Annotated in this window: 23 protein-coding genes and 1 pseudogene; 20 read left to right on the top strand and 4 right to left on the bottom strand. The window is 59.4% G+C overall.

Annotation, left to right across the window (positions count from 1 at the left end):
* The first annotated feature begins 12 nt into the window (after positions 1–12).
* Genes HFX_RS02750 through HFX_RS02760 form a run of 3 tightly spaced genes read left to right on the top strand, consistent with a single transcriptional unit; the run spans position 13 to position 3,470 of the window.
* Entirely contained in the window at positions 13–921 is a 909-nt protein-coding gene (locus HFX_RS02750) for a hypothetical protein (RefSeq protein ID WP_137685657.1), read from the top strand.
* 12 nt (positions 922–933) lie between these two features.
* Positions 934–2,643: an ABC transporter ATP-binding protein gene (locus HFX_RS02755; RefSeq protein ID WP_004057731.1), complete on the top strand. Its 1,710-nt coding sequence runs from the start codon at positions 934–936 to the stop codon at positions 2,641–2,643.
* Positions 2,640–3,470, top strand: coding sequence for an energy-coupling factor transporter transmembrane component T family protein (locus HFX_RS02760; RefSeq protein ID WP_004057729.1), 831 nt, complete (start codon positions 2,640–2,642; stop codon positions 3,468–3,470). The genes HFX_RS02755 and HFX_RS02760 overlap by 4 nt, the downstream gene beginning before the upstream one ends.
* Before the next feature lie 125 nt (positions 3,471–3,595).
* On the opposite strand, the gene HFX_RS02765 is transcribed toward HFX_RS02760, so the two are convergent.
* Both HFX_RS02765 and HFX_RS02770 read right to left on the bottom strand, forming a co-directional pair.
* Positions 3,596–4,600 (bottom strand): hypothetical protein, encoded by a 1,005-nt coding sequence (locus tag HFX_RS02765; RefSeq protein WP_004057727.1) that lies wholly within the window; start codon positions 4,598–4,600, stop codon positions 3,596–3,598.
* A gap of 77 nt (positions 4,601–4,677) precedes the next feature.
* The gene (locus HFX_RS02770; protein WP_004057726.1) at positions 4,678–5,157 is read right to left on the bottom strand and encodes a peroxiredoxin family protein; all 480 of its coding nucleotides are present in this window, start codon (positions 5,155–5,157) and stop codon (positions 4,678–4,680) included.
* 119 nt (positions 5,158–5,276) lie between these two features.
* Between HFX_RS02770 and HFX_RS02775 the strand changes: the two genes are divergently transcribed.
* The 16 genes and pseudogenes from HFX_RS02775 to HFX_RS19575 all read left to right on the top strand — a co-directional run bounded on the left by HFX_RS02775 (position 5,277) and on the right by HFX_RS19575 (position 19,959).
* Positions 5,277–5,912, top strand: coding sequence for an HAD family hydrolase (locus HFX_RS02775; protein WP_004057724.1), 636 nt, complete (start codon positions 5,277–5,279; stop codon positions 5,910–5,912).
* A complete protein-coding gene (locus HFX_RS02780) occupies positions 5,903–6,811 on the top strand; it encodes a CobD/CbiB family cobalamin biosynthesis protein (protein ID WP_004057722.1) in 909 nt (302 codons plus the stop codon). Before HFX_RS02775 ends, HFX_RS02780 begins: the two co-directional genes overlap by 10 nt.
* The gene (cobS, locus tag HFX_RS02785; protein WP_004057719.1) at positions 6,802–7,566 is read left to right on the top strand and encodes an adenosylcobinamide-GDP ribazoletransferase; all 765 of its coding nucleotides are present in this window, start codon (positions 6,802–6,804) and stop codon (positions 7,564–7,566) included. Before HFX_RS02780 ends, cobS begins: the two co-directional genes overlap by 10 nt.
* Complete coding sequence (locus HFX_RS02790; protein ID WP_014732142.1) at positions 7,551–8,150, top strand: NTP transferase domain-containing protein; 600 nt, start codon at positions 7,551–7,553, stop codon at positions 8,148–8,150. Before cobS ends, HFX_RS02790 begins: the two co-directional genes overlap by 16 nt.
* Entirely contained in the window at positions 8,141–9,151 is a 1,011-nt protein-coding gene (locus HFX_RS02795) for a nicotinate-nucleotide--dimethylbenzimidazole phosphoribosyltransferase (protein WP_004057708.1), read from the top strand. Before HFX_RS02790 ends, HFX_RS02795 begins: the two co-directional genes overlap by 10 nt.
* Positions 9,141–10,151 carry a threonine-phosphate decarboxylase CobD gene (cobD, locus tag HFX_RS02800; protein WP_004057706.1) on the top strand — a complete coding sequence of 337 codons (1,011 nt, stop codon included), beginning with the start codon at positions 9,141–9,143 and terminating at the stop codon, positions 10,149–10,151. Before HFX_RS02795 ends, cobD begins: the two co-directional genes overlap by 11 nt.
* Entirely contained in the window at positions 10,144–10,866 is a 723-nt protein-coding gene (locus HFX_RS02805) for an adenosylcobinamide amidohydrolase (protein ID WP_004057704.1), read from the top strand. Before cobD ends, HFX_RS02805 begins: the two co-directional genes overlap by 8 nt.
* 99 nt (positions 10,867–10,965) lie before the next feature.
* Positions 10,966–11,979, top strand: a complete 1,014-nt coding sequence (locus tag HFX_RS02810) for an aminotransferase class I/II-fold pyridoxal phosphate-dependent enzyme (protein ID WP_014732143.1) — start codon at positions 10,966–10,968, stop codon at positions 11,977–11,979.
* A gap of 268 nt (positions 11,980–12,247) precedes the next feature.
* Positions 12,248–13,021 carry a nucleotide-binding protein gene (locus HFX_RS02815; RefSeq protein ID WP_004057701.1) on the top strand — a complete coding sequence of 258 codons (774 nt, stop codon included), beginning with the start codon at positions 12,248–12,250 and terminating at the stop codon, positions 13,019–13,021.
* Complete coding sequence (locus tag HFX_RS02820) at positions 13,018–13,575, top strand: hypothetical protein (RefSeq protein ID WP_004057699.1); 558 nt, start codon at positions 13,018–13,020, stop codon at positions 13,573–13,575. The genes HFX_RS02815 and HFX_RS02820 overlap by 4 nt, the downstream gene beginning before the upstream one ends.
* A 283-nt stretch (positions 13,576–13,858) precedes the next feature.
* A pseudogene (locus HFX_RS20595) lies at positions 13,859–14,325 on the top strand (transposase); the annotation flags it as partial.
* 126 nt (positions 14,326–14,451) lie between these two features.
* Entirely contained in the window at positions 14,452–15,171 is a 720-nt protein-coding gene (locus HFX_RS02830; protein ID WP_049917463.1) for a hypothetical protein, read from the top strand.
* Between the two features lie 523 nt (positions 15,172–15,694).
* Complete coding sequence (locus tag HFX_RS02835; RefSeq protein WP_231512922.1) at positions 15,695–16,474, top strand: UbiA family prenyltransferase; 780 nt, start codon at positions 15,695–15,697, stop codon at positions 16,472–16,474.
* Between the two features lie 83 nt (positions 16,475–16,557).
* Entirely contained in the window at positions 16,558–18,243 is a 1,686-nt protein-coding gene (locus tag HFX_RS02840) for a histidine kinase N-terminal 7TM domain-containing protein (RefSeq protein WP_004057692.1), read from the top strand.
* Between the two features lie 148 nt (positions 18,244–18,391).
* Positions 18,392–19,426, top strand: a complete 1,035-nt coding sequence (locus tag HFX_RS02845) for a DUF4352 domain-containing protein (protein WP_004057690.1) — start codon at positions 18,392–18,394, stop codon at positions 19,424–19,426.
* A gap of 113 nt (positions 19,427–19,539) precedes the next feature.
* Positions 19,540–19,959, top strand: a complete 420-nt coding sequence (locus tag HFX_RS19575) for a hypothetical protein (RefSeq protein WP_014732146.1) — start codon at positions 19,540–19,542, stop codon at positions 19,957–19,959.
* Positions 19,960–19,987: 28 nt separating this feature from the next.
* Here HFX_RS19575 and HFX_RS02850 read toward each other — a convergent pair whose 3' ends face one another.
* Positions 19,988–21,313 (bottom strand): deoxyguanosinetriphosphate triphosphohydrolase family protein, encoded by a 1,326-nt coding sequence (locus tag HFX_RS02850; protein WP_014732147.1) that lies wholly within the window; start codon positions 21,311–21,313, stop codon positions 19,988–19,990.
* Positions 21,314–22,242: 929 nt separating this feature from the next.
* Between HFX_RS02850 and HFX_RS02855 the strand changes: the two genes are divergently transcribed.
* Positions 22,243–23,487, top strand: a complete 1,245-nt coding sequence (locus tag HFX_RS02855; RefSeq protein WP_004057685.1) for a phage NrS-1 polymerase family protein — start codon at positions 22,243–22,245, stop codon at positions 23,485–23,487.
* A gap of 210 nt (positions 23,488–23,697) precedes the next feature.
* Here HFX_RS02855 and HFX_RS02860 read toward each other — a convergent pair whose 3' ends face one another.
* Positions 23,698–23,919, bottom strand: a complete 222-nt coding sequence (locus HFX_RS02860; RefSeq protein ID WP_004057683.1) for a hypothetical protein — start codon at positions 23,917–23,919, stop codon at positions 23,698–23,700.
* Between the last annotated feature and the right edge of the window lie 614 nt (positions 23,920–24,533).

Consider the following 24,533-nt stretch of genomic DNA (forward strand, 5'->3'; position numbering starts at 1 on the left):
CCGACATAGCCCATGAGCATTATGAACGCACTAAGACCAAACGTGACTGCATCGTCGAACAAGCGGATGATGGTGTTCATCCTCGTTCTCACTCTCTCTGGACTCGAGAACACCATCGCGGAGCTCATCCCAGAACCGACTCTCGGACCCATCGAACTCGGAATTTCGAGTTTCATCTTCCTACCTCTCGCGTTAGTCTTCCTGTTTCCCTACATCGAAGCTGCGATAGCCGTCCCGCTCGGTGAAATAGTCTTCACCGAATTCCTCCTCGGCGAGTTCGGTGGCCTCGGCGAATTCAGCGAGGTCGTACTCGTCACCACCTTCGTGTACGTCGCCGCACAGATGGTGCACGACTTGACGAATCCCCGACAAGTGTTCTTGGCCGCCGCCTTCGCGAAGATCGGGTCCCAGATTCCAGCGACACTCCTCGACATGGGAGTCATCTGGGTGGGGGCAGAAGAGTTCGAAGCCGTTGCTGGACTCCCACAGAGCGTCTTTGTCATCGAAGTCCTCGACATGATCCCCGAGGCCATCATTACCGGTCTCGTGTTCGGAGCCATTCCGACGATGTATCTCGTGCCCTCGTTATACGGGAAAGTCGAGCCGCTGCTCGGTATCAATCCGCGACCCCAGTCCGACGCGAGCATGCTCTCCGAAATCGGAATTATGCACGTTGCGGCCCTCATCGGTGCGTCAATACTGGCGTTCTTCTTCGCCACCGCGGGCTTCTTCCTCGGTCTCCCCATGATGGAGACGGAGTCGCTCTTGAACATCGGCGCACTCGTGGGATTGACCGTCGAGGACGGCGGTGCCGGTATCTTCATCTCGCTGATTCTCGCGTTCATTCTCTTTCTCCTGGTCGTCGCGTGGGGACGCAATAGCACCGCACCGACGAGACAGCAGTCGCAGACACGAAAGTAGCCGAGGATACACATGACCGACACACCACTTATTCGCGTCGAGGACTACTCGTTTCGCTATCCCGGCAGCGACGAGTTCGTTCTCGACGGCGCGAACCTCTCGGTTGCGTCAGGAGAGTTTCTCGCCGTTCTCGGTGGGAATGGAAGCGGCAAGACGACCCTCTGTAAGACGTTCAACGGGGTGATTCCCCACTTCTTCGAGGGCGAGCGCGACGGACGCGTCGTCGTCGACGGAATCGACACGGAGTCCGCCGACGTCGGCACGCTCTCGGAGCGAGTCGGCTACGTCTATCAGGATTTCGAGAACCAACTCGTCCAGCCGACCGTTCGGCGCGACGTCGAGTTCGGCCTGCTGAACTACGGTTTTCCCGACTATCACGAGCGCGCCCAACACGCCCTCGATCTGCTGGATATCCCCCACCTCGCGGAGCAGTTCATCTGGGAGTTGAGCGGCGGCCAGAAGCACCTCGCGGCAATCGCTGGCGTTCTGGCGCTCGACCCGGAGGTACTTGTCGTCGACGAACCGGCGGCACAGCTCGACCCGCAGCACGCAGCAGATGTCTACGACCGTCTCAAACGCCTCAACGAGGACGGCCGCACGGTTGTCGTCATCGAACACGACACCGAGTTCGTCGCCGAGCACGCCGACCGAGTCGCCCTCGTCGACGACGGCCGCCTCCGTTGGTCCAAACCGACGTTGGAGGCGTTGAACTGCCTCGATGACCTTCGCGAGCGTGACATCCATCCGCCACAAGTGACTGAACTCGCCAGCCGCCTCGACGTTCGAACCAGCGCGACCGACCGACGTGAATATCCGATTACGGTCGATGAGTTCGTCAACGCGCTCGGCTCCCGCCAGCCGATAGCGCCGGACGGGGGGGCTGCTGGCGAGTGCCCGTCTCGTTCGGGCAGTCCGATTCTCGAACTCGACGACGTGACCTACCGGTATCAGACGATGAACCCCGGCAGCGCTACACCCGTTCTCGATGAGCTCTGCCTGTCGGTTCATCGCGGGGAGAACGTCGCATTGGTCGGAGCCAACGGCTCCGGTAAGTCGACACTGATGAAACTGATCACGGGTCTCATCCGCCCAGACGACGGGCGTGTCGACGTTCTCGGTAAGGACACGCGCGAAACGTCTCCCGAAACACTAGCGGACGACGTCGTATACATCCACCAGCAGCCAGAAGAGATGTTCATCGAGGATTCAATCGAGGCGGATATTAGCTACTATCTCCGTCAGCGCGACCACCAAGACCTCGACATCGTCGAGGAGGTTCTCGACTACCTCGACCTCCGTCACCTTCGCGACCAGGACGGCCGACTGCTGTCGGTCGGCCAGCAACGGCGGGCATCGCTCGCAATCGGGTTGGCGATGCAACCCACGCTCGTCATGCTCGATGAGCCGACTGGGTGTCTCGACATGGAGAGCCGAAGAGAAGTCACGCGCATGCTCGGGCGGGTCGACGACCGCGTGGAGTCCGTCGTCGTCGCGACACACGACCTCCAGTTCGTCGCGTCGTGGGCGGACCGCGTGATTGTCCTCGACCGCGGGTCCGTCGTCGCTGATGCACCCCCAGATACGGTACTGACTGACTCGTCACTTGAGCGGTCGACATCGCTTCGGCCGCCGCAACCCGTCGAAGTCAGTCGGCGGGTCGGCATCGACCCGCCCGCGACGACGATCACAGAACTCGCCACGCGCCTTGGGGGAGACTCATGAGCACCAGCAGCCGCTGGTTATCGATCGACCGTGTTCGCGTAGAGCTCATGCGTATCGCCCACAGCGACGACGACGCGTTTCTCAACACTCTCGACCCACGGGTGCTCCTCGGCTGGTATGTCGTGTTCGTGTCGGTCCCGTGGATGTTCTACGATACGCTCGTCCTCGGGACGCTTCTTGCGTTTATGGGTGCGCTAGTCGTCATCTCACGCGTGAATCGGGTTTTGCTCGCCGTGCTCACGTTTGGAATGGTCTCGAACCTCGTGTTTTTCGGGGTGGTCGTCTGGCTTACCGGTGGAGACGCAATCGGGGCCGTCTCGGCGCTCGTCCCCTATAATCTGAAGATGGCGAGCATCTCCCTCGCGAGCGTCGCTGTCTTCACCACGATGAGTCCCTCGCGATTGAGCAAAGCGTTACTGAGCTTCGGGATTCCTCGCCGATTCACGTTCTCACTCGCGTACGGATACCGGATGTTACCGGTTCTACTCGAAGAATACCGGGATATCGTCCACGCGATTCGGCTCCGAAGCAGCGGTCCCGAGACGGATGGCCTTCTTCGCTGGCGTCATTGGTTCCACCTGCTGAAGATCGGGGTTCGCGCGTTCTACCCGCTGATATTCGACGTCGCCAAACGGAGTCGCGTGACAGTCGAGGCGATGGAAACGCGCGGTTTTTCGCAGTCACTCGGCAACCCCGACAGTCGTCGCCTTCGTCTCGCGACGCTCAACACATCAGTACGTGACTGGTCGTTCATCGGCCTCTCTGTCGTCTTCCTCGTGTTTCTGTTTTGGCTCCGGACGACGACGTTCTTCCCGGCCGTACGATGAACGACATCCTGCAGGCTAGAATCACGTGGTTCGCGCTTTCACCACGAGCGCTCACTCGTTTCACTCACGAGTGCGGGGAGAGAAATGACATCTCAGACACCACCGACGAGTAAGGTGTGACAGCGCTACTGCATCGATTCGAGAGTAAACTCAACCTCGAACGAGAGCGTCGATTCTGGCCCACCACGGGTCTCATAGTAGTCTAAGGAGTCGGTAAGACGGTATCTCCCCGGGTGAGGCGGCACCGTGTACTCGGGGTGACGAGTTGTTTCACTCGGGAGCACTTCGTAGCGACGAGTAATGCGCTCACATGGCTGCAATTTCGTAATCTTACCAATGCTACACACGGCGAGTCCTCGTTCAGAGAAGTTGACACAGCCTTCCTCCTCGTACTCTCGCCAGAGGAGGAATCGACCTTCGTCTTCGGTGGCGTCCCCGTATACCATCCCAAACGGTGGCACAGTCCCCGAGAACACGCGTTGCGTCGTTTGACTCGTGTTGGTCAGCGTGAGTGCAATCGCTCCGGGGCTGTCTTTCGAGACGGTGTCGTCTACAATCGCGGCGTTGAACTCTAAGGCGGGCGGTCGGTCTGGATGGGTTCGATGCAGGGTTAGCCCGACATGCGTGTACGTCTCGTCCTCCGAGACACCGGTAAAGAAGTCCACGCGTCCGACCGTATCGGCCAGCCCATCGGGAAGCGTGTTCGAGCGCCACTCACCCGTCCGAATGGCGGTCTCGATTGCACTCCGAACCTTTTCATCGTCAATCTCGGAGATATCCTTCACTACTTGTTCTTCGCCCGTACGCTCTTCTTCTTCCGTAACCGCATCGCTGGAGTAGAACGCCGACGGTTCGAGGATATACTTGGCAGACGGCCGGTCGATGTCTGTCGACTCCGTGAGGTCAGTCAGTGTGTATTCCGCATCTGTTTCAGTCTCGCCTGTTGATTCTGTGGAAGGTGTTTCAGTCTCCTTGTCACACGTCGCTGTTGGGTGCGCCGTAGTGGTTGTCGAGTTTGGCGTCTCGGTGGCCGCTGAAGAGGCTGTTGTGCTATTCGCTCGCGGAGGCGACACTCCGAGACATCCTGCTGAGAGGGCACCAATACCGGCGAGGAGGGCGCGACGGTGCATATGCACTCACTGTCATCTGCTACCAAGTGTTTTCTGCTATCTGAATACATACACGTTTTGTGGAGCCTCTTGCGCGCCTACGCGAAGACATCCTCGAAGTCGTTGCGAATGAAGTACCGAACCCAGTTGCCGTAGGTCCGGTCGGCCGGGTGGTCGGCGACCTGTTCGTACTGGACGATGCCGTCTTCGTCGACGACGTAGGTGCCGGAAATACCTGTCACGCCGTGGCTGGTCTCTTCGATGCCACTGTACTGTGCTGCGACCTCGCCATCGGGGTCCGCAGCGAGCTGGAAATCGAAGTCGAAGCGGTCCCGCATCTCCCTCACATCGCCGAGGTCACTCGTGATGACCGGAAGTATGTCGACACCGTCGTTGAACCAGAGGTCGTAGGAAACTTGGCTGAACGTCTGGAGTTGTTCGGTGCAGAACGAACACCAGTAACCACGGTTAATGAGGACGACTGTCGGTCCACTTTCCAGCGTCTCGGAGAGGGTAATTTCGTCGCCAGCGGTGCGTTCGAGCGTGAAGTCTGGGGCGTCGCTTCCTTGGAGACTCATTACCCGATTCGACGACCTGCCCGAACCTATAGGCATGGCGGTCGGACAGTCCGGGCGCAAAATCACTTGTACGCACCCGCTTCGCTGCATTCAAGTAGAATTTCACCAATACAAACCTAGTGGCAGTTACGTTCGACCTCTTCGGCACGCTCGTCGACGCCGAATATCCAGTAGACCCGGGGACTGCCGTCGCTGACGCTCTTCGCGAGTACGGTGTTGCGGTTCCCGATGACTGGGACGACGCCTACCGTGAGGTCCACATCGACGCCCCCGAGGGTGCAGAGGTCCCGCTTCCGGCCCACGTCGCGGCAGCACTCCGTTCGCGGGGTGTCGAGTCGCCGGACAACGCCGCCCGCCGCGCAGTTATCACTGCGTTCGACCCCGAGGTGACGACACGCCCCGGTGCGGTTGAGGCGGTTTCGGCTGCCCGCGAGGCCGGTCCCGTCGGCCTCCTCTCGAACTGTTCGGTTCCCGAACTCGTCGCACGGACGCTCATCCGGTCTGACCTCGACCGACGCGGGTTCGACAGCATCACCACGAGTGTCGCCTGCGGCTGGCGAAAACCGAACGAGCAGGCGTTCGAGGCGGCCGCTCGCGGTCTCGACGTCGACGCATCCGAGTTGGTTCACGTCGGCGACGACCCCGACGCCGACGGCGGTGTCGAAGCAGTCGGCGGTCGGTTCGTGAACCTCGAAGCGACGACGCTCGATGCGCTCGCAACACGGTTACGTGCCGGGGAGGACCCGTGCCCGTGACAGCCACGGTCGCCGTCGCTATCGCTGCTGGGCTGGACCGACTCCTCGCCGAACCACCGGCCCGGATTCATCCCGTCGCGCTGTTCGGAAACGTCGTTGCACCCCTCGACCGCGAGTGGGAACATCCCACCAGAGTCGGCGCGCTCGCTGCGCTCGTTCTCCCAGCACTCGCTGCGGGAGTGGTCTCGGGCGCGACGTGGGGTGCATCGCTCGCATCGCCGTGGGCCGGCGCAGTCGTCGCCGCGCTCGCCCTCTTTTCGACGACCAGTCTTCGGATGCTGCTCGACGCAGCGGAGACCGTCGTGTCGGCGACGGCGACCGCAACCGACCTCGATACCGCCCGCGGTGAGCTTCGTGCCCTCGCCGGACGCGACCCGGCATCGCTCTCTGCTGGCGAGATTCGAAGCGCCGCCGTCGAGAGCGCGGCCGAAAACCTCGCTGACGGACTGGTCGCCCCGCTGCTCGCGTTTACGCTCGTCGTCCCGTTTTCGCTCCCGCTCGCGGTTGGGGCGGCAGCGTGGGTGAAGGGCGTCAACACGCTTGATTCGATGCTCGGGTACCGACACAAGCCGGTCGGTCGCGTTCCGGCGCGTCTCGATGACGCGGTAATGTGGCTTCCGGCGCGTCTCTCGGCCGTCTTACTCGCCATCGGCGCTGGTTCGCCCGGCGCGCTTTCGCGGGTCAGCCCGCTCGCTCGTCGTCCGGCCTCGCCCAACTCGGGTTGGCCCATGGCGACGCTCGCAGTCCTCCTCGAAACGCGATTAGAAAAGCCCGGACACTACCTGCTCGACGCTGGCGCTGACTTCCCGGACACGGCGACTGCGGCACGAGGGATTCGCCTCGTCGCCCGTGCCGGACTCATCGCGTTCGTTCTCGCGGGGGTGGTTGCGTGGTTCTGACCGCAGTCCGCGGCGGGCTTGGCTTCCTCACGCGACTTCCCGGCGGTGATGGCGAAGCCGAGTGGGACTCCTTCAGGCGGTCTCCGGTCGCGTTCCCGCTTGTCGGCTACATCGTCGGCGGACTCGCCGCAGTTCCGTTCGTGCTTCCGGTTCCGGTTCCGACGGCGGCCGCGCTGTACCTCGTCACACTGTATCTCGTGACCGGCGTCACCCACGCCGATGGGCTCGCAGACCTCGGCGATGCCGCCGTGGTTCACGGAGATGCTGAGCGCCGTCTTTCGGTCCTGAAAGACTCGCAAACGGGTGTCGGCGGCCTGCTCGCGCTCGGATTGACGCTCGTCGTCCTCGGTCTCGGCGCGCTCGGACTCGCCGGTTTGGGTGGACGTCTCGCATTCACCCCAGCCGTCGCAATCGCCGTCGCCGCCGAAGTCGGCGCGAAGACCGGAATGGCGACCTTGGTCTGTCTCGGCGAACCTGCGCACGAGGGCTTGGGATCCGCACTCGTCGGTGAGAACGGACAATCTGGCCTTTTTGCCGTCGCTGTTGCGTGTCTTCCGGTGGCCGCGCTGGCACTGTTAGCGGGTGGGCTGGGAGTTATCGCAGCCCTCGTCTGCGGCCCTGTGGTCGCACTCGCCCTTCGCTCGTGGGGCCGCACAAAACTCGGCGGCGTCTCGGGCGACCTGCTTGGCGCGACGAACGAACTCGCTCGCGCCGCGGCGATTCACGTAGGGGTGGTGGCATGGACGCTCTTTTGATGTGCGGTGGCCGCGGTACGCGCCTCGACGCAGCGGTCGAAAAGCCCCTCGTCGATATCTGCGGCCGGCCCATGCTCGACCGCATCGCCGAGGCGCTCCACCGCTCCCGCGTCGAGACCGTCCACGCGGTCACATCGCCGCACACGCCGAACACCCGCACGCGAGCGAGCGACCTCGGACTGCACTGTATCGATGCTCCTGGCGACGGTTACGTCTCCGACCTCGGATTCGCGCTTGAGCGCGTCTCGCGGCCGGTCGTGACCGTCGTTGCCGACCTCCCGCTGTTGCTTCCCGACCACGTCGACGCGGTCATGGAGGCCGCAGCGGGCGGGTCGTTGACAGCGTGCGTCCCCGTCGAACTGAAACAGACGCTCGGGGCCAGTCTCGACGACTCCCTCGTCTTCGACTACCAGGGAACCGCCGTCTGCCCGACTGGATTGGGCGTTATTGGGACGAAAACTGACACCACACAATCCGATTCCACAGACACTGATTCAACCATGTACCTCACATCCGACACCAAACTTGCACTCAACGTGAATCGTCCGACAGATATCGCGCTCGCGGAGGAACGATGCGAGTAATCCTCGTCGCCGGAACGACCCAGACGGCCACGATTCCCGGCATCAGCGCCGCGGGTGCGGACCCGTCGCTCGTCGGTCACACCCCGAGCGCCGACGCGGAAATCATCGAATACGGAGAGACCGTCCGCTCGCCGGTGACGCCGGTCAGTCCGACGGGCTGTCCGACACCCGCGGCTATCACTCGCGCCGTCCGCGAACTCACCGGATTCGACGTACTCACCGTCGACGCCGGTCTCGTGGAACCGACCGCCACACCGACCATCGACGTGGGTGCGCGGCCGGGCCGCGACATCCGCGAAAGCGAGCCGGTTCCGACTGCTCCCGGTGCGTTCGAGGCCGCTCGGCGGATGGGCAAGGCGCTCCCGGAAGACGAACTCGTCATCGGCGAGACCGTCCCCGGCGGGACGACGACCGCACTCGCCGTGCTCCGCGCGCTCGGCGAGACGTTCCCTGTCTCGTCGTCGCTCCCGGAGAACCCGACGAGCCTCAAGGAAGAAGTCGTCGCAGAGGCGCTCGAATCGAGCGGTATGGAACCCGGCTCAGCGGCCCACAAACCCGAACTCGCCGCGCGGTACCTCGGTGACCCCGTCCTCCCGGTCGTTGCCGGACTCACCGTCGGGGCACTCGAAGCCGACATCGACGTAACCCTCGGCGGAGGGACGCAACTCCTCTCGGCGGCCGCGCTCGTCCGACACGCCGGTGCCGACGGCGACCTGTCGCTTGCGACGACTTCCTACCTCGCAGAAGACGTACCGGAACTCGAAGCCGCGGCCGAAGCGCTCGACCTCGACGTGACCGTCACCGACCCCGGATTCGAGGCGCACCCGCTCGACCGCTACGCGGCCGGTGAGGCCAAAGAAGGAGCGGGCATGGGCGGTGCGCTCATGCTCGCCGACCGGATGGGCGTCCTCGACGATGTGGAGGCGGCGACGCTGGACGTGCTCTCGCGGTTGGACCCCGAAGCCGTCGACGCTGTCGACGGAGTCGAAGATGGAGCCTGAAGCCGTTCGAACTGCCAGTCGGGTCCCTCACGGGGGAACAACCGACTCGACCGTCTTGGACTTCAGCGCGAACACGAACCCCGAGCGACCCGACGGCGTCGATGACGTGTACGCCGACGCGCTCGATGCTTCGACCCGCTACCCCGACGACGACTACGCCGAGTTCCGAGCGGCCGCCGCCGACTACGTCGACTGTGACCCCGAGTCCGTCGTCCCGACAGCGGGTGGTCTCGAAGCGCTTCGACTCGCCTTCGAAGTCACGCTCGCAGCCGGTGATTCGGCGCTCGTCCCCGAACCGAGTTTCGGCGAGTACGACCACGAAATTCACCTGCAGGGTGCCGACCCTGTCCACGTCGCACACGACGAAATCCTCGACGCCGACCCGGGGGAACACGAGGTTGCGGTCGTCTGCACGCCGAACAACCCGACCGGTGAACTCGCCGATTCGGGTCGGCTCCGCGACTTTGCGGCCCGCTGTCGTGACGCCGGGACAGTCCTCGTCGTGGACGAAGCGTTTCTCGACTTCACCGACGCGCCGAGTCTCGCGGGCGAATCCGGCGTCATCGTCGCTCGGTCGCTGACCAAGATGTTCGGCCTGCCGGGTATCCGCGCCGGGTTCGCGGTCGCTACCGGTGACCTCGGCGAACGACTCGCCGTTGCTCGTCGGTCGTGGTCGCTGTCGACGCCTGCGGCCGCCGTCGGCGCACACTGCATGCGCGACACAGAGTTCGTCTCGCGAACCCGCGAGCGCGTCGCGACCGAGCGCGAGCGACTTCGCGAGTCGCTGTCGGAACGGTTTGCAGTGTCCCCCTCTGACGCGCCGTTTCTCCTGTTGGACGTTGGCGACCGTGATGTCGATTCGGTCGTCGAAACCGCCCGCCAGCGTGGTGTCGCCATCCGCGACGCGACCACCTTCCCGACGCTCGACTCGCACGTTCGCGTCGCGGTGAAGCGTCCGGACGAAAACGACGAACTGCTCCGCGCGCTCGCCGATGTTTGACACGACTCGCCGCGACGGCGTCTGCCGACTCTTCCGTCACGGGACGCGCTGGCTCTCGACGGGCTACGCCGGCGGCGAGTCTCGCGGTCCGGCCGCGTACAACATCACCGTTCCCGACGGCTGGCCGGAGACCGACCTCGACGCCTACATCCAGCGCCGGGTCTCGGATGCGGGGTTCGAAGAACCCGGCCCGACGCTTCTCACTGGCGTCGACCAACGACACGCTCGGCGTGCCCGGTTCGGGCCGGTCGAGGTCGTCGCCACCGCGGGCGTGTCGAACCCGGCGGAGTTGCCGACCGAGGTTGCGGGAGACGACGGCGACTATGGGTGGAACTCGCCTTCATCTCCTCCGATGTCGGGTGACTCGGTCGGCACGGTGAACGTCTTCGTCGGAACGACCCGCTCGCTGGAACCGGGCGCACTCTCGAATCTCGTTGCCGTCGCTGCCGAGGCGAAGGCGGCGACGCTACTCGCGCGGTGTAGCGCACCCGGAACGACGTCGGACGCGGTCATCGCCGCGTGCGACCCCGAAGGCGAGCCAGCGACGTTCTCGGGGAGCGCAACCGAAGTCGGTCACGCGGCGCGAGTCTGTGTCCGCGACGCGGTTCTGGCGAGTCTCGATTCACGATACGCGTCGAATTCGATGCCCCAGAGTGTCGATTCGGCAACCTATGGTGTCGTAGCCGACGACAGCGCGACGGTCTCTACTATCTGAGAACAGACGGAAAACGGCCATGCTGTCCGACAAATCGTTAGTGGTAACTAAATGAACTACTAGGAAGGCTTGAATATCGTTGGCATCTAGCAGGTAGACATGGACCCTGGTTCGATACCTGACGTGGACCCTGTGAGTCACGGTGGGACCGCAGACCACTCGCTCGTGGATTTCAGTCTCGGTTCGAACCCGGAGCGCCCGACAGGTCTGGCGAGCATCTACGAAGCGACCCTCTCCACCTCGCGACGATATTCGATGGACGACTACTCGGAGTTTTGCGTCGCCGCGGCAGACTACGTGGGCTGTGAACCCGACCAGGTCGTTCCCGCAGCGGGCGTCATCGAGGCGCTCCGACTCGCACTCGGCGTGACAGTTTCGCCCGGTGACAGCGTCGCGATTCCAGCACCGTGTTGTGGGGAGTACGGGCGCGAAATCAAATTACAGGGAGGAAAGCCGGTTCACGTACCATACGACGAATTTCTGGACGCGGTCGACCCAGAAGAGCACGCGACGGTGATTCTCAGCCATCCCAACAACCCGATGGGGTCGGCATATCCAACTGACGAACTTCGGGCATTTATCCGCGAGTGCCAGTGGGCGAATACACCGCTTATCGTCGACGAGTCGTACCTCGGATTCACTCGTCTCCCGAGCACTGCCGGTCTCGACGGCGTCATCGCGCTCCACTCGGTGACGAACGTCTTCGGCGTGCCGTCGCTCCGTGCCGGATTCGCCGCTGCGACGGGCGAACTGCGCGACAAACTCTCTTGCGCGCGGTGTACGTGGGTACTCTCGTCGCCCGCGGTCGAAGTCGCGACGTACTGCCTCAAACAGGACGACTTTCTCGAAGTGACGCGCAACCGAGTCGAGCGGGAACGGTCCCGAATCGTCGCTGAGCTGAAGGTGCTCGGCTACGAGCCGTATCCGGCGGATAGTTCACTCATTTTGTTCCGGGCCGATGACGTAGACCATGTTCTTCACGAAACTCGAAGCCGCGGGATTGCCGTTCGAGACGCACGCTGCTACCGAACCCTCGACTCCCACGTGCGGATAACCGTCCGTCGACCCCACGAAAACGACAGTCTCCTCGATGCGCTCGCCGAGGCGGTATGAGACACGCCGTTTGCGGAACGACGTTCGGGACGCCGGTCACCAGTTTATATACACGATGGCGGCAATCGCGAGAAGCGTCACAAACACTGCGACCGTAGACCCATCGACGACAAAAGTGTACGATTGAATGACGATTCTGACCATCGGTGATGGTATGGCAGTAGTACGCCCACCACATTAACGATTGTTACCATGTAACATGTGAGTCATCGGATGTCGTTCACTCTCGTTCCGAACACTTATGCGAAGTCACTCGGCACGTGGGTGCATGGTTGAGGCGTTCGCCGTCGCCAGTGGAAAAGGCGGCACGGGGAAGACGACGAGTACACTCGCGCTCGGGATGGCGCTCGCCGAGGACTACGACGTGACCGTCATCGATGCCGACACGGGGATGGCGAATCTCCTGTTTCACGCCGGACTCAACGATGCCGACGTGACGCTCCACGACCTCCTTATCGCCGAACGAGATGTCGCCGTCGAAGATGCTGTTTACGACCGGTTCGGGATGTCGGTTGTCCCCTGTGGAACGAGTCTTGCGGCGTTCGAAGCGGCGGACCCCGGCAGGCTTCGCGACGTGGTCGCCGAACTCGCAAGCAACACCGACGTGCTTCTTCTCGACTCGCCCGCTGCACTCGGGTCGAAGAGCGCGGTCTTGCCTATCGTCCTCGCCGACAGAATCGTCGTCGTACTCCAACCGACTGTCCCCTCACTTTCTGACGGTCTGAAGGTTCAGGAGTACGCTCACTCCTACGGGACCGACACCGCAGGTGTGGTGTTCAACCGCGTTCGACCCGACGAAAACGTCGACCGAATCGCCGAACAAGCGGGCCGGTATTTCGGCGGCCAGACGCTCGCGTCGATTCCCGAGAGTGACGCAGTTCGCGCCGCCCGGCGGGAGGGAAAACCCCTTTTGGCACACGCACCCGCCGACCCGGCGGCCGACGCCTTCCGCGAGGCTGCCGCCCGATTAGATGTCCGCGACGGCGATGGAAGCGACGTGGCTGAGCGATTCAAAAACGCCGTCGTTCCCGAGCGTATATGAGAATCCCCCAAGGTGCACTTCTCCGGTCACGGGTAGTCGACGACGCGGCGGACGTGCTTCGGTCGGTCCTCGAAGAAGGACTGACCGGATACGTCGTTTTCGAGCCACAGGACGCGCTGCTCCTCGGAGAGACCACGCGAGGCGTCGTTACGTTCGAAGACGGGATTCCCGTCCTCGCGTACGACACCGAAAATGAACGGGGCGGCCGAGACGGGTTGGAGGGGTTCGCCGTCACCGGCCCGAACCGGGTTGCAATCCACGCTGTCGACCTCGACGACCTCGCGGATGCACACGATGTAGACGAGTTTCGCGTCCCGCCGGGCGCTCCCGCGCGCATCCTCGCGGGTGACGAGCGACTGGCCGAACGGACAACCGAGGCCGCGCCCGCGTCTCGACGCGAGGAGGGCCGCGACCAGAGTTCGGTCGAAGCGTTCCTCTCGGACGCCGATGCAATCGAGGCGATTCGCTCCGAAGCGCGGGAGGAAGCACGCGCTCGCGCCTCGGAGTGGGGACTCGACGACGTATTGGTTGACGACGACACCGACAGCACGTAACACGCTTCTCGGCGGCTGAGAACTGCTCTCTGTGGTTATACCGATTTTCATTCGTCTACGAGCATCCAACAGTGAGCGAAGACCGGGTATCCGTCACACTATCTTTAAACAGCGAGAGAATCCCGGCCTTTAGGGCGGGTGTGAATCGCGTCACTCGACTCCGTAATCCACGTGTTTCAACGACGAGTGCGACACGATGACTGCTGTGAACGAGGTCGTCAGCGGTGAAGACCTCAACTGGCACTCGAAGAACGCGCTCAAACAATACGTGCCGAACCTCCTTGACGAGGACATCGGAAAGTACTGGAACCGGCGGGTCGACAAGTGGTTGTTCTCTCGATTGCAGTCGCGCATCGAGGATAAGGCAGCGGAACACGGTATTTCTGTGGAATACGTGCATCCGCATTACACGTCGAAAACGTGCCACGCCTGTCAGCATATCGGGTACAGGCCACATCAGGGTCGTTCAAGTGTACGAACGAGGCGTGTTGGGTGTCGGAGTATCAGGCGGATTTGAACGCAGCGACGAACATAGCTAATCGGCATAATCCGTGGGGAGAGAGCCTGCCTTGGAAATCGGCAGGCGATGTCTCGCCTCGGAGCGGGAGCCAGTGGCAGGCCCACGAAGACACGTCACCGAGCGAGGGACTCCCGTCCGAGAGGCGGGCTTCCGATGACAAGGTTTCGTCTAGCTCACCAGCAGTGGGAGCGGGGACGGTACCGGAGACCGGTGACACGCACACGTCTTGAAACCTCGATCCAGCACGTTGCTAGTATGCCTCCCGTGGGGGAAGCCCCGCCGTTCACGGCGGGCGAGGATGTCACTCTGCACCGATTTGGGGACAGATACTAAGCACCATGACCCATAATTCGGCCGTGACTGTCCTGCGTTTGCTTCGACTTCACCGTCCCGCCGACTTCGCCGATTGGTATCGTATCGGCGCTGAGTACGTCCACGACGTCGCTGCGGGGCTGGGCCTTCGCGTCGGGGACTTCGAATCGCGGGTCGTCCGCGCGACCGATGCGATGCGTGCTGGACGGACGGACCTGCCGCCGGACCTCGCCCGCTCTGTTGCTGCCGACCTTCTGGCCGACGCCACGTTTTGTGACCCGTTTTGCCAGTGGATGCCACTGTGGTACGAACTCGGACTTGCCGCACCGTGTTCCTACACCGATTTTCAACTCCGTCGAGTCGCAAAGCAGTACGCGACTGACCTCCCGCACTTGTCGGTACCGCGGTTCTCCCGTCCCGAAGACGTGTACATCGACGGTCGTCCAGCGACCGCGTACGTCGACGGCTTTGCCGACCAATTCACTCTTGCCGCCGCCGTACTCCACCTCGAATGGTTCGTCTACGTCGCACGCGAATCGGGAATCTTCGTGCCGCCACTATTTGTCGAGCGAACCCGCGAGCAGACGGTTGCGTACTACACCGGTCGCCGGTCGGACCTCGACCCAGACGTTCGAACCTTCCAGCGGCTCCTGTTTTCTGACGACGAGTGGGTCCGCCGCATTGCAGACGTGTACGACCTCGACAGCGCGTTGTTTGACCTCTGGGCCCGGATTCTCGAACGCGAACGGCGTGCCCTCTCCTGAGGCGTGTATCCGACGCTAAACGCCGTGATATGCATCCATACGAGACACATGACAATTGAAAAATGTTTTAACGATGGGGGATAAACGCAGGTACTGCAGGTACATACCTGCACTTGGGTTGCGTATACAGGGGAGTGTTCCCCAGTGTCCGTGGAGTGTAGGCGGGTGCCCGGCCGTCTGCACTCTTCCTTCTCATAGTCGCGGATTCTGTCACCGTGAGCGTCTGCCCCCGTCTATTCTGTCCCTGTAGCCGTACTAGATATTCTGACAAATTGGGGCTGTTCCCATACACTTGAATGTGTGGATAACTGACCTGTCATCGACGGCGGGTGTGGGATTACAACGTTCATGGCCCCGCCGTAGTGATAAAATGTCAAATAAACAAAATCATGTCACGGGTGGCGTACTAAATCCAGAACTCATACACGAAATCTCGAAATGGGTTGTCGGGGTCGTTGGACAGACGGTCAATGTATTTCGGTACAGTTCGGCGTATCTTGCAGTGATTGCGGTCGTTCAGGTGATGCTCGTCACAAGGGCGTTGTCGTTGGACGTCACGCTTGCTCCGGTGGTTGTTGGGTTGGTGACGTTCGCAGTCTATCTCGGAGACCGAATCGCTGATGCCGACACCGACGCGGAAACGACGCCCGACCGGGCGGCGTTTATCCAACGACACGAACGCACGCTGAACCACGTGGTTTCGCTGTCGTACGGTGTTGCTGTCGCGCTCTCTGTCCTCGGTGGACCACTTGCGTTGGTACTGACGCTCCTTCCCGGCGTGTTTTGGGTTCTCTACGCGTCCGACTGGCTCCCGAGCCTCACCGCGCAGTTTCGCCGTCTCAAGGATGTTTTGCTCGTGAACTCGCTCGTCGTCGCGTTCGTGTGGGCCGTGACGCTGACTGCTCTTCCGCTCACATTCGCTGGCGCGCCAGTCACACCGGCCGCCGTCGTCGTGTTCGCGTATTATCTCCTCGGTATCTTCGTCAACGTCGAGATTCCCAACGTCCGCGATACTGCTGGTGACCGCGCTATCGGCGTCGAGACACTTCCCGTCGTACTCGGTGTTACCCGAACTCGTCGCGTCCTGTACGGGATTGATATCGTGACAGCACTCATGCTCGTCGGTGCTGCATTGTGGGGACTTCTTGCCCCGCTGTTCGTCGCGGCACTCCTCGTCGGTCTCGCGTTTTCCGTCTGTGTTACGTCCTTGGTGGGTCGGACCGCTCACGGCGATGCACTCACGCTCGCGGCCGAATCTGAATACGTGGTCGTTGCTGCCGTCTTAGCTCTAGTCATCCTCTAATTGGTACAAAAATATAGATACATTACATTTTTTGGTGAATCTACTGGTGTTTATTATACTTCGAATGGGTCGTACTGCCCACGATGGTCCCTATTACCCCACTCACCCTGGTGTTACTCGCCACAATCGTTATCGGGGTCGCAGCGACGCTCACCGCGTGGCGGGCCCGACCGGAGCCGGGGTCGTTCCCGCTTGTCGCCATGCTTGCGGGACAAAGTTGGTGGTCAATTTGCCTCGTGTTGCAGATTCAAGCGACGACGCTCCACGAAAAACTATTCTGGGTTGCTGTTTCGTGGCTCGGTGTTGTCGTTATTCCTGTGGGGTGGCTCGCATTCGCGCTTGATTACACTGGTCGCGACAAGTACCTTCAGCCCCAATACCTCGTGCTCGCCAGCCTTATTCCCGCTATCACGGTTATTCTGACACTGACCGGCGAGTACCACGACTTGCTCTATCGTGAGTCTACCCTCATCGTCCAAAACGGGGCCTTCCGTCTCGACCAGTCTGTTGGCCCGTGGTTTTGGGTTATTACGGGCTACACCTATCTGCTTGGCTTGCTCGGGAGTATCCCGATTTTCGGTATGTTGACGAGTGAGATGCGCCCGTTCCGTGGGCAGAGCGTCGCGCTTCTCCTCGGGACGCTCGCACCGTGGGCGAGTAACGTGTTCTACCTGCTCGGTATTTTCGACACGTCCGGTCTCGACCCGACTCCAGTTGCGTTTTCGGTATCCGGTGTCGCCTACCTCGCCGCAGTCACTCGGTTTCGGCTCTTCGGGGCGAGTCCGTCACCGACACATCGGGCTCGCAGACTCGTCTTCACACAGATGCACGACGGTGCCGTCGTCGTCGACCGACACGACACGATTGTCGATATGAACGAACCGGCGGAAGACATCCTTGGAACCAACGCCACGACCGTTCTCGGGATGCCCTCGGACAGTATCATCCCGTCGTACGATGAGTTACCGGTAGACGGGGAGGTTTCCGAGCCGATTTCGATTGAGACATCTTACGGAACGGACCGCTACGACGTTTCTGTCACGCGCATCGACGACGTTCACGGTCGGTTCCTCGGGTGTCTGATTTCGTTTCACGATGTCAGTGAGATTCTACGCGAGCGGCAGCGACTCAAAGTACTCAATCGAGTACTCCGGCACAACCTCCGGACGGAAGCGAATCTCATCTCGGGATATGCCGATCTGGTCGCCGATACCGAAGGAACTTCAGAAAGCCAGCTTATAAAGAAACACACCCAGCGTATCATCGATGTCGGTGACAAAGGTCGAGCGATTGTCGACCTGTTCGAGACCAACTGGATGGCGAAGCAACCCCGTTCCGTTCCGGAACTGCTCGATGCGTGTGTGACGGAGGTCGCCAAAACGTATCCTGACGCGCGTATCAGCACAGGAAACGTATCGCCCGACATCGTCGTTTCGCCCGTCCTCAAGCCCGTTCTCGTGAACCTCATCGAAAACGGTGTCGAGCACAATGCTAACGACGAGCCGTGGGTTCAGATTTCCACTCGAATCGACGATACCACGGTCGAGTTCCAGGTCATCGATGACGGCGACGGAATCGGTGAGTACGAACGTGAAGTGCTCGAACACGGCGACGAGACGCCACTCGAACATGGAAGCGGACTGGGTCTGTGGCTCGTTCGGTGGGGCGTCGATATCGCCGACGGTGAATTGCGTTTCGAGAACCGACAGACAGGTGGGTCAGTGGTGACGGTTCGGGTGCCGCGGTTGTCGGTAGCCGAACGAAACTGACCACACCTTGCGGTACTCCGACTTGGCAACAAACGTCGGACCCACTTCGGACTGTGTCGTCCCGAGACGTACTCGGTGAAGATGACAAAATTATAAACTCTATTATTGTTCTAGAATACGTTATCAATACTCCAACAGGACCTGTTTCATGAACCGGCGAACATACCTCGGTCTGGTGGGTACCACTGTAGGACTGTCCGGATGTACGGGCGGTGGCGACCAGCCCCGAACCGACACGGACACAACCGAACCCCGAACTCAGGGTCCGACTCCACAAACGGCGGTCGAAACGACGGTCGATAACGTCTCGGAGGGGTCCGGCGAATACGGACTGGACGTTGCCGAAGCGACGGTCGGAGAGGTGTTCGGAGACGAGACGCTTGCAATGGTCATTCGCTCCATCGAGCGGGTGAGTCAAATCGGGGCCTTCAAGCGGGCCGACGATGGCAAGGTCTTCTTGAAAGTTCGACTCGCGGTGAAGAACGTCACCTCGGACGAGTACCTCGCCTTCTCGGGGAAGAGCCAAACCCGCGTCGTCGACGCCGAGAAACAGGCCTATCAACAGACCCAGACGTTCGACCAATCCGGGAAACAGTTCACTGCCGGACAACTCGTTCCCGGAGAGGTTTCGCGAGGGGATTTGGCCTACGAGATTCCGGAGGATGCGTCCGACCTCAAACTCCGATTCGACTTCTTAGCGTCCGACCCCTTCTCGTACGACCGGGTTGTTGTTCCTCTCGGTGACTCACCGAACTCACCCGAGGACGTTATACAGGATTTTCAGGTCGATGTCGCCTCCCCCGGAGAAGCAATCGAATTCAACGGCATCAGCGTCACCGTCAATTCGGTGGATATCGCCGGAAACGTCGGGAGTTCGAACGCCGGTGATGGCAAGGAGTACGCGATTGTCGATTTCTCGGTGGAAAACAAGACTGACGAACAACAGCAACTCTCGTCGCTCCTCCAGATGTGCTTGAAAGACGGCGCGGGATTCCCCTACTCCCAAGATATCGTCGCAACGTCGCAGCTTTCGGAACCGTACGAGGATAACTACATCGACAGCGGAGACACTCAGCGCGGCAAATTGGCGTATAATGTGGCCGAGGGTGCTGCGCCGCTCTACTGGACGCTCGATTTTGACCTGATGGCGGATGCGGATAAGGGCATCTGGAACGTTCGGTAGGCGTTGGGCGCTTGGTTAGCTCTCTTTTTTGTAGCGAGTTACGGTCTAGGTGTTTAGTTGTGGTTTGATTGTTCGGTGTGAGAATCATGTACTCTCGCCACCATCATTTATTAATGATTTATGAGGATGATAATAGATACGCAGTTCAGAGAGCGCGCTACCTTGCAAGGAAAACAGACTTGAGACAGGTCGAGGGCGAAACTGTTGCGTATTGTGAAAGAGGATACTCAACGCTGGGGATTGCAAAGAGAACGGATACAACGCAGTCTACAGTTCAGGATTATCTTGAACTCGCAGAGGCACTCTACGGTTGGGAAGCTACGACCACCAAAGTACTCCCCGGCGAACAGCCACCTGATTTAGAACAGGTGTCACCAGGATACCATAGGACACTGAAGACTAGACAGTCAAAGCTTGATTGGCTTGAAACGGTGAGAAAGCACGAGTCTCGTCTTCCTCAGGAATGGGTTGCAAAAGTCTTAGCAGAAGCAAGAGAGGATGGGTTTACTCACAAAGATACAAGATCTAAGTAAGTGCGGGGGAGATCCGGAAAACAGAACTTCAACGGACAATTTCGTCAACTAATGAGCCAGGTGAATGGCCTTGGAGCCGCTTGTACATGGCACTGACCTGTTTTTCAGTCATCGATGTGATCATATCTGCGACAACCCGTGCATTCTGAGTTTCAGTAGCGACTTTGAGATTCTCTTGTAATCGGTCCCGGTATGGCTCTGGAATCGCGCTTATACCTGGTTTTCCAGACTCTTCGTACAACGCGTTGAATACGACCCGGATGATCCGACGTTGCCCATGTCGTTGAGCATTCAATGACGGGTTTGAGAGCACGTAGTAGCGCGTGATGTGCTTCAATACCTGAATTGTTTCTTCGACGTTATCGTCTCGTTCTAGGTCGAACTCGTCATCAGTTAGGTCAATTATGATTGGGGGTTCCGTCCCTTCAGAACCATTAATAAAATCAGAAATCAGATTGGAGTCAAACTGAGCAATTGCGATTCGTTGTTCTTCACTATTCGTATATGGACATTTAAGCGGATCTCTTGCATAGTTGCTATTGATATCGTTTAGGACTCTCCTGACATTATCTGCGATTTCTTCTTTCCCCTCCTCTCTGAGATATTGCTCAATATTGCTTGTCTCTTCATCAACCCTGTAATTCTGTTCTGCCTCAACCAAGAGGCGGTCTAATGGAATGAGACCACTCCGATAGAAATCATCGATATCGTGGACTGCGTACGTGACATCGTCTGCATATTCCATGATCTGTGCTTCGAGCGATTGCTTTTCTGTACGGTTCGATCCTTCCCGAGCGAACTCGAATGCCTCTTTTTCGCTTTTATAATAACCCCACTTGTCCTTGTTTGGCTTTTCCGAGCGCGCCCAGGGATACTTAATCGTCGCGTTGAGCGTTGCTCGCGTTAAGTTGAGGCCGAATCCTTCCTCTCTGTGGTTTGCGAGTCGGGTGAGGATACGGAATGTCTGTGCGTTCCCTTCGAATCCCAATTCATTCGGTGTGTGTTCTTCTTGCAGGAGTCGATTCAGTTCACGTTCAGCAACATGGCCGAATGGTGGATGGCCAATATCGTGGGCGTAGCAGGCGGCGATGACTACCTGTGTATCTAATTCCCTCTCAATTTGTTGATGAGCGTATTCCTGTCTTAGCAGCTCAGCGATTGACTCACCGACTTGTGCAACCTTGAGTGAGTGAGTTAACCGGTCATGATACAGGTACGATTCCCCAACGTGTGCGATCTGGGTGACGTCTTTTAACCGACGGAATTCTGGTGCGTACGTGATCCGATCTCGGTCTCGACGGAATGCACTTCGATATTCTTCCTCTGTTTCGGTGTATTGACGATCTGTTCGCATGGCTCATACGAGATCATCCTGAATGGATGAATCTCTAGATATGTAGTATGTTCCCAATGCACATACAAATGTCTATGTACGAATAGTTGGAGTATGTTGTCTGAAATATTCGCAGATACTATCAACTAGATCTGTGCGGAGGCAGAATCTAACCGGATTCGCAGCGAAGTTCCTAAAGTTAGAACTAGGTTATCAATCATCGTTCTTCAGTGGCAACAACGAAAACCCGAAGCCGAGCGACCCTACATCATTCCGGCTTGACGACAATCGTCAAGTCCGTTTTGGATGCAAAGCAGTTACTTCGAATACCAACCCCTGTTTCAGGCGGAATACACCCCTCACATCTCCCGCAACAAGACCTCCTAAGCAACCATCGCCAGCCGACACCCAGCGGCCATCGAACAGGGGGAGTAGAGCGTCGCCGAAAGCCCCCACCACTTCCGGTCGAATCGGAGGTAAAAATAGGGCGTCACAGCCATCGTACGTGGGGGAGAGGGCAGTCATCGACAGTGTGATTTACGGTGGCAATCGTGAGGAGTGGGCGGCAAATACGTGCGAAAATCGGGGAGAGACGCCGAATCGAAATCGGTCGATACACCCCCAGTACAAGCGGATGTAACGGGTATTCGGAAATATAGGGATTGGGTGTGGGCGAAGACGCAGGTCGATACAACGGCATCGAATCGAGCGGTGGGCATCCGGAAATCACAGGTGAGGCGAGCCAGGAAGCTGCAACGTGAGGAGAGAAGAACAGGGCACTGACTGTACCGGCGTGCATCGAGGCGTCTGTGTACACCCTCGAAACGAACGGGTGTGAGAAGCGACTCACGAGACACCCCACAGAATGGGTGTACAAACGACGGTGAATACGACGAGCGTGTCGCGGCACGAAACACCTTACTAACCCCCCACGAGACCACGCAGTAGCGATGACGCCACCACTCCCGACGCGGGCTGCGATGCCGGACGAACTTCTCGACCGAGCCCAGTGGGTGGGGTGGCAAAAACAGACGCGCGGTGGAGATGAGACGAAGGTTCCGCTGGACGTAACCGGTGGGTATGCATCGGCGACAGACGCCGCGACGTGGACGACATTTGACGAGGCGCTGGCGTACGCAACAGACGGGCCTGCGGATGGCGTGGGATACGTGTTCAGCGACGACGACCCCATCGTTGGTGTCGACCTCGACAAGTGTCGCAACAGCGAGACGGGAGCGACCGAAGCGTGGGCACAAGAGATAATCGACCGCCTGGATTCCTACACAGAAGTCAGTCCATCAGGCACCGGCTATCACATTCTCGTTCAGGGCTCGCTTCTACCCGACGGCAATCGCACAGGCAACCTCGAACTGTACGAACACGCGCGATTCTTCACGATGACAGGCGACCGCGTCGACGACACACCACCCAAGGTGGCCGAGCGGACCGCAGCGCTCGCGGAGATACACAGCGCGTACTTCGAGACGCCAACAGACGCCGAGCCACCACGCGCCACACAGAGCCACACAGAGAGAACGCAAGCGGAACCACCGAACGAGACATCCGAGCGTGGAAACGACCTCACAGACGACGACGTGATTAGACGCGCATCGAACGCTGCAAACAGCGTGAAATTCCGCCGCCTGTGGGGTGGCGATACGAGCGCGTACGACAGTCGCTCAGACGCCGACATGGCACTGTGTTCGTTGCTGGCGTTCTGGACGGCAGGGGACGCTACCCAGATGGACCGCCTGTTTCGCGACTCCGGACTGTATCGCGAGAGATGGGACGAGGTGCACTTTGCGGATGGGTCGACCTACGGCGAGAAGACAATCGAGCGGGCGGTATCGGGGACGAGCGAGTTTTACGACCCGACAGGATTTTCGAGTGCAGTTCGACGTTCGACAACGCGGACGGACCTGTCTCGACGGGCAGAGCGTGACCGACGTGAGAAAACCGATTCGGGGACAGCGCCACGAGAGACAACGACGCCTCAGGACGGGCCTACTGACGACCATCTCGACCGGCTCGACGAGCTGCAAGAACACCTCGAATCAGTGCTCGAAGAAAACGAGCGTCTCGAAGCCGAACTCGAACGCGAACGCGAGCGACGACGTGAACTAGAAGCGCAGTTGGAGGACGTGGCTGACGATGCAGACGATGGCGGGTGGTCGCTGTTTGGGTGGTTTCGATAGGGCGGTGGGTTGCGTCGGTAGGTGATCAACGGAGAGTCATCCGAGAATGATTCAGAAGAGCGTTACTGCGTGAACTCAGATGGCTACCGAGCCGATCTCAGTAGAGCAATTAATGAAGCTCAATATCTACTTACTTGTTTACTATAGACGTCACGTACTCTTTCCTGTCGCCGGCGTTCGCAGCGCTACTCAGTAAAGGGGCGTGCAACATCACTCTGCATCTGGTGTGGGCTTGAACAACGCTATTATGTCAATAAGGTCGAATGCGATGACGCCGAGTCCACTCAAAACCCAGATGAATGTGACAACAACTGTAGAGAGGGTGTATTCACCAGCGATGACACGCTGTAGAACGCCGAAATACACCATCCCAGCAGTGAACAGTGCGTAGTAGAGGTTATTGAGTAGAAGTCTTGTAGCCGTTCGATTCATTTGGGTTGCACATCCTAACCAACTATGCATCTAGTAATAATGTTTTTGACACAATATGAAATGGTTAAAATTTTATAAAATGTATACATTTGTCATACTTAGTAGGGTACGAATATATTTCTGACACTAAACACGAAATCGACATTTTCCAGACACCGGCCCCACGTGGCAACAACAAAAAGCCGTCCATCACGACACAGAATATAGAAGGTGGCGACACTATCGGCCATATCAGTATAAATGCAAAGAATGGCGAAGTGAACAAACAGTCAACACAGATCTCTTCGGCGAATGAGAAGAGTAGTGACGTAAGTATCGAAAAAAGTGGAGGTTGCAACAGCGGATTTTCAGCAACTATCGCAACTATTGTCGCTTGTTCTGGTGGTTGTGGTGCTTGCTGGTACAGTCTTTTGACGAAAAACATCCAGGCCTTCTTTGCTACTTGCGGCGCTTGTGGAGGGTGTAGCATTAAATTGTATTGCTGTGCTGGAGCTGCAGCGCCCGATAGCATCTGCAGTGCTGTCCTAGATTACATTGCAACGCATCCGCCGAGCCCAATGAACCCAGGGGTGGCAGGGTTCACAGCTGGAGTCGGTGTTTTCTTCCTTGACGGG

This window comes from Haloferax mediterranei ATCC 33500 (assembly GCF_000306765.2).
Classification (GTDB): domain Archaea; phylum Halobacteriota; class Halobacteria; order Halobacteriales; family Haloferacaceae; genus Haloferax; species Haloferax mediterranei.

Bases quoted from the DNA above. Each gene is read 5' to 3' on its own strand.
- HFX_RS02750 (WP_137685657.1), top strand. From the start codon at position 13: ATGAGCATTATGAACGCACTAAGACCAAACGTGACTGCATCGTCGAAC.
- HFX_RS02755 (WP_004057731.1), top strand. From the start codon at position 934: ATGACCGACACACCACTTATTCGCGTCGAGGACTACTCGTTTCGCTAT.
- HFX_RS02760 (WP_004057729.1), top strand. From the start codon at position 2,640: ATGAGCACCAGCAGCCGCTGGTTATCGATCGACCGTGTTCGCGTAGAG.
- HFX_RS02765 (WP_004057727.1), bottom strand. From the start codon at position 4,600: ATGCACCGTCGCGCCCTCCTCGCCGGTATTGGTGCCCTCTCAGCAGGA.
- HFX_RS02770 (WP_004057726.1), bottom strand. From the start codon at position 5,157: ATGAGTCTCCAAGGAAGCGACGCCCCAGACTTCACGCTCGAACGCACC.
- HFX_RS02790 (WP_014732142.1), top strand. From the start codon at position 7,551: ATGGACGCTCTTTTGATGTGCGGTGGCCGCGGTACGCGCCTCGACGCA.
- HFX_RS02795 (WP_004057708.1), top strand. From the start codon at position 8,141: ATGCGAGTAATCCTCGTCGCCGGAACGACCCAGACGGCCACGATTCCC.
- cobD (WP_004057706.1), top strand. From the start codon at position 9,141: ATGGAGCCTGAAGCCGTTCGAACTGCCAGTCGGGTCCCTCACGGGGGA.
- HFX_RS02805 (WP_004057704.1), top strand. From the start codon at position 10,144: ATGTTTGACACGACTCGCCGCGACGGCGTCTGCCGACTCTTCCGTCAC.
- HFX_RS02810 (WP_014732143.1), top strand. From the start codon at position 10,966: ATGGACCCTGGTTCGATACCTGACGTGGACCCTGTGAGTCACGGTGGG.
- HFX_RS02815 (WP_004057701.1), top strand. From the start codon at position 12,248: ATGGTTGAGGCGTTCGCCGTCGCCAGTGGAAAAGGCGGCACGGGGAAG.
- HFX_RS02820 (WP_004057699.1), top strand. From the start codon at position 13,018: ATGAGAATCCCCCAAGGTGCACTTCTCCGGTCACGGGTAGTCGACGAC.
- HFX_RS02835 (WP_231512922.1), top strand. From the start codon at position 15,695: ATGCTCGTCACAAGGGCGTTGTCGTTGGACGTCACGCTTGCTCCGGTG.
- HFX_RS02840 (WP_004057692.1), top strand. From the start codon at position 16,558: ATGGTCCCTATTACCCCACTCACCCTGGTGTTACTCGCCACAATCGTT.
- HFX_RS02845 (WP_004057690.1), top strand. From the start codon at position 18,392: ATGAACCGGCGAACATACCTCGGTCTGGTGGGTACCACTGTAGGACTG.
- HFX_RS19575 (WP_014732146.1), top strand. From the start codon at position 19,540: ATGATTTATGAGGATGATAATAGATACGCAGTTCAGAGAGCGCGCTAC.
- HFX_RS02850 (WP_014732147.1), bottom strand. From the start codon at position 21,313: ATGCGAACAGATCGTCAATACACCGAAACAGAGGAAGAATATCGAAGT.
- HFX_RS02855 (WP_004057685.1), top strand. From the start codon at position 22,243: ATGACGCCACCACTCCCGACGCGGGCTGCGATGCCGGACGAACTTCTC.
- HFX_RS02860 (WP_004057683.1), bottom strand. From the start codon at position 23,919: ATGAATCGAACGGCTACAAGACTTCTACTCAATAACCTCTACTACGCA.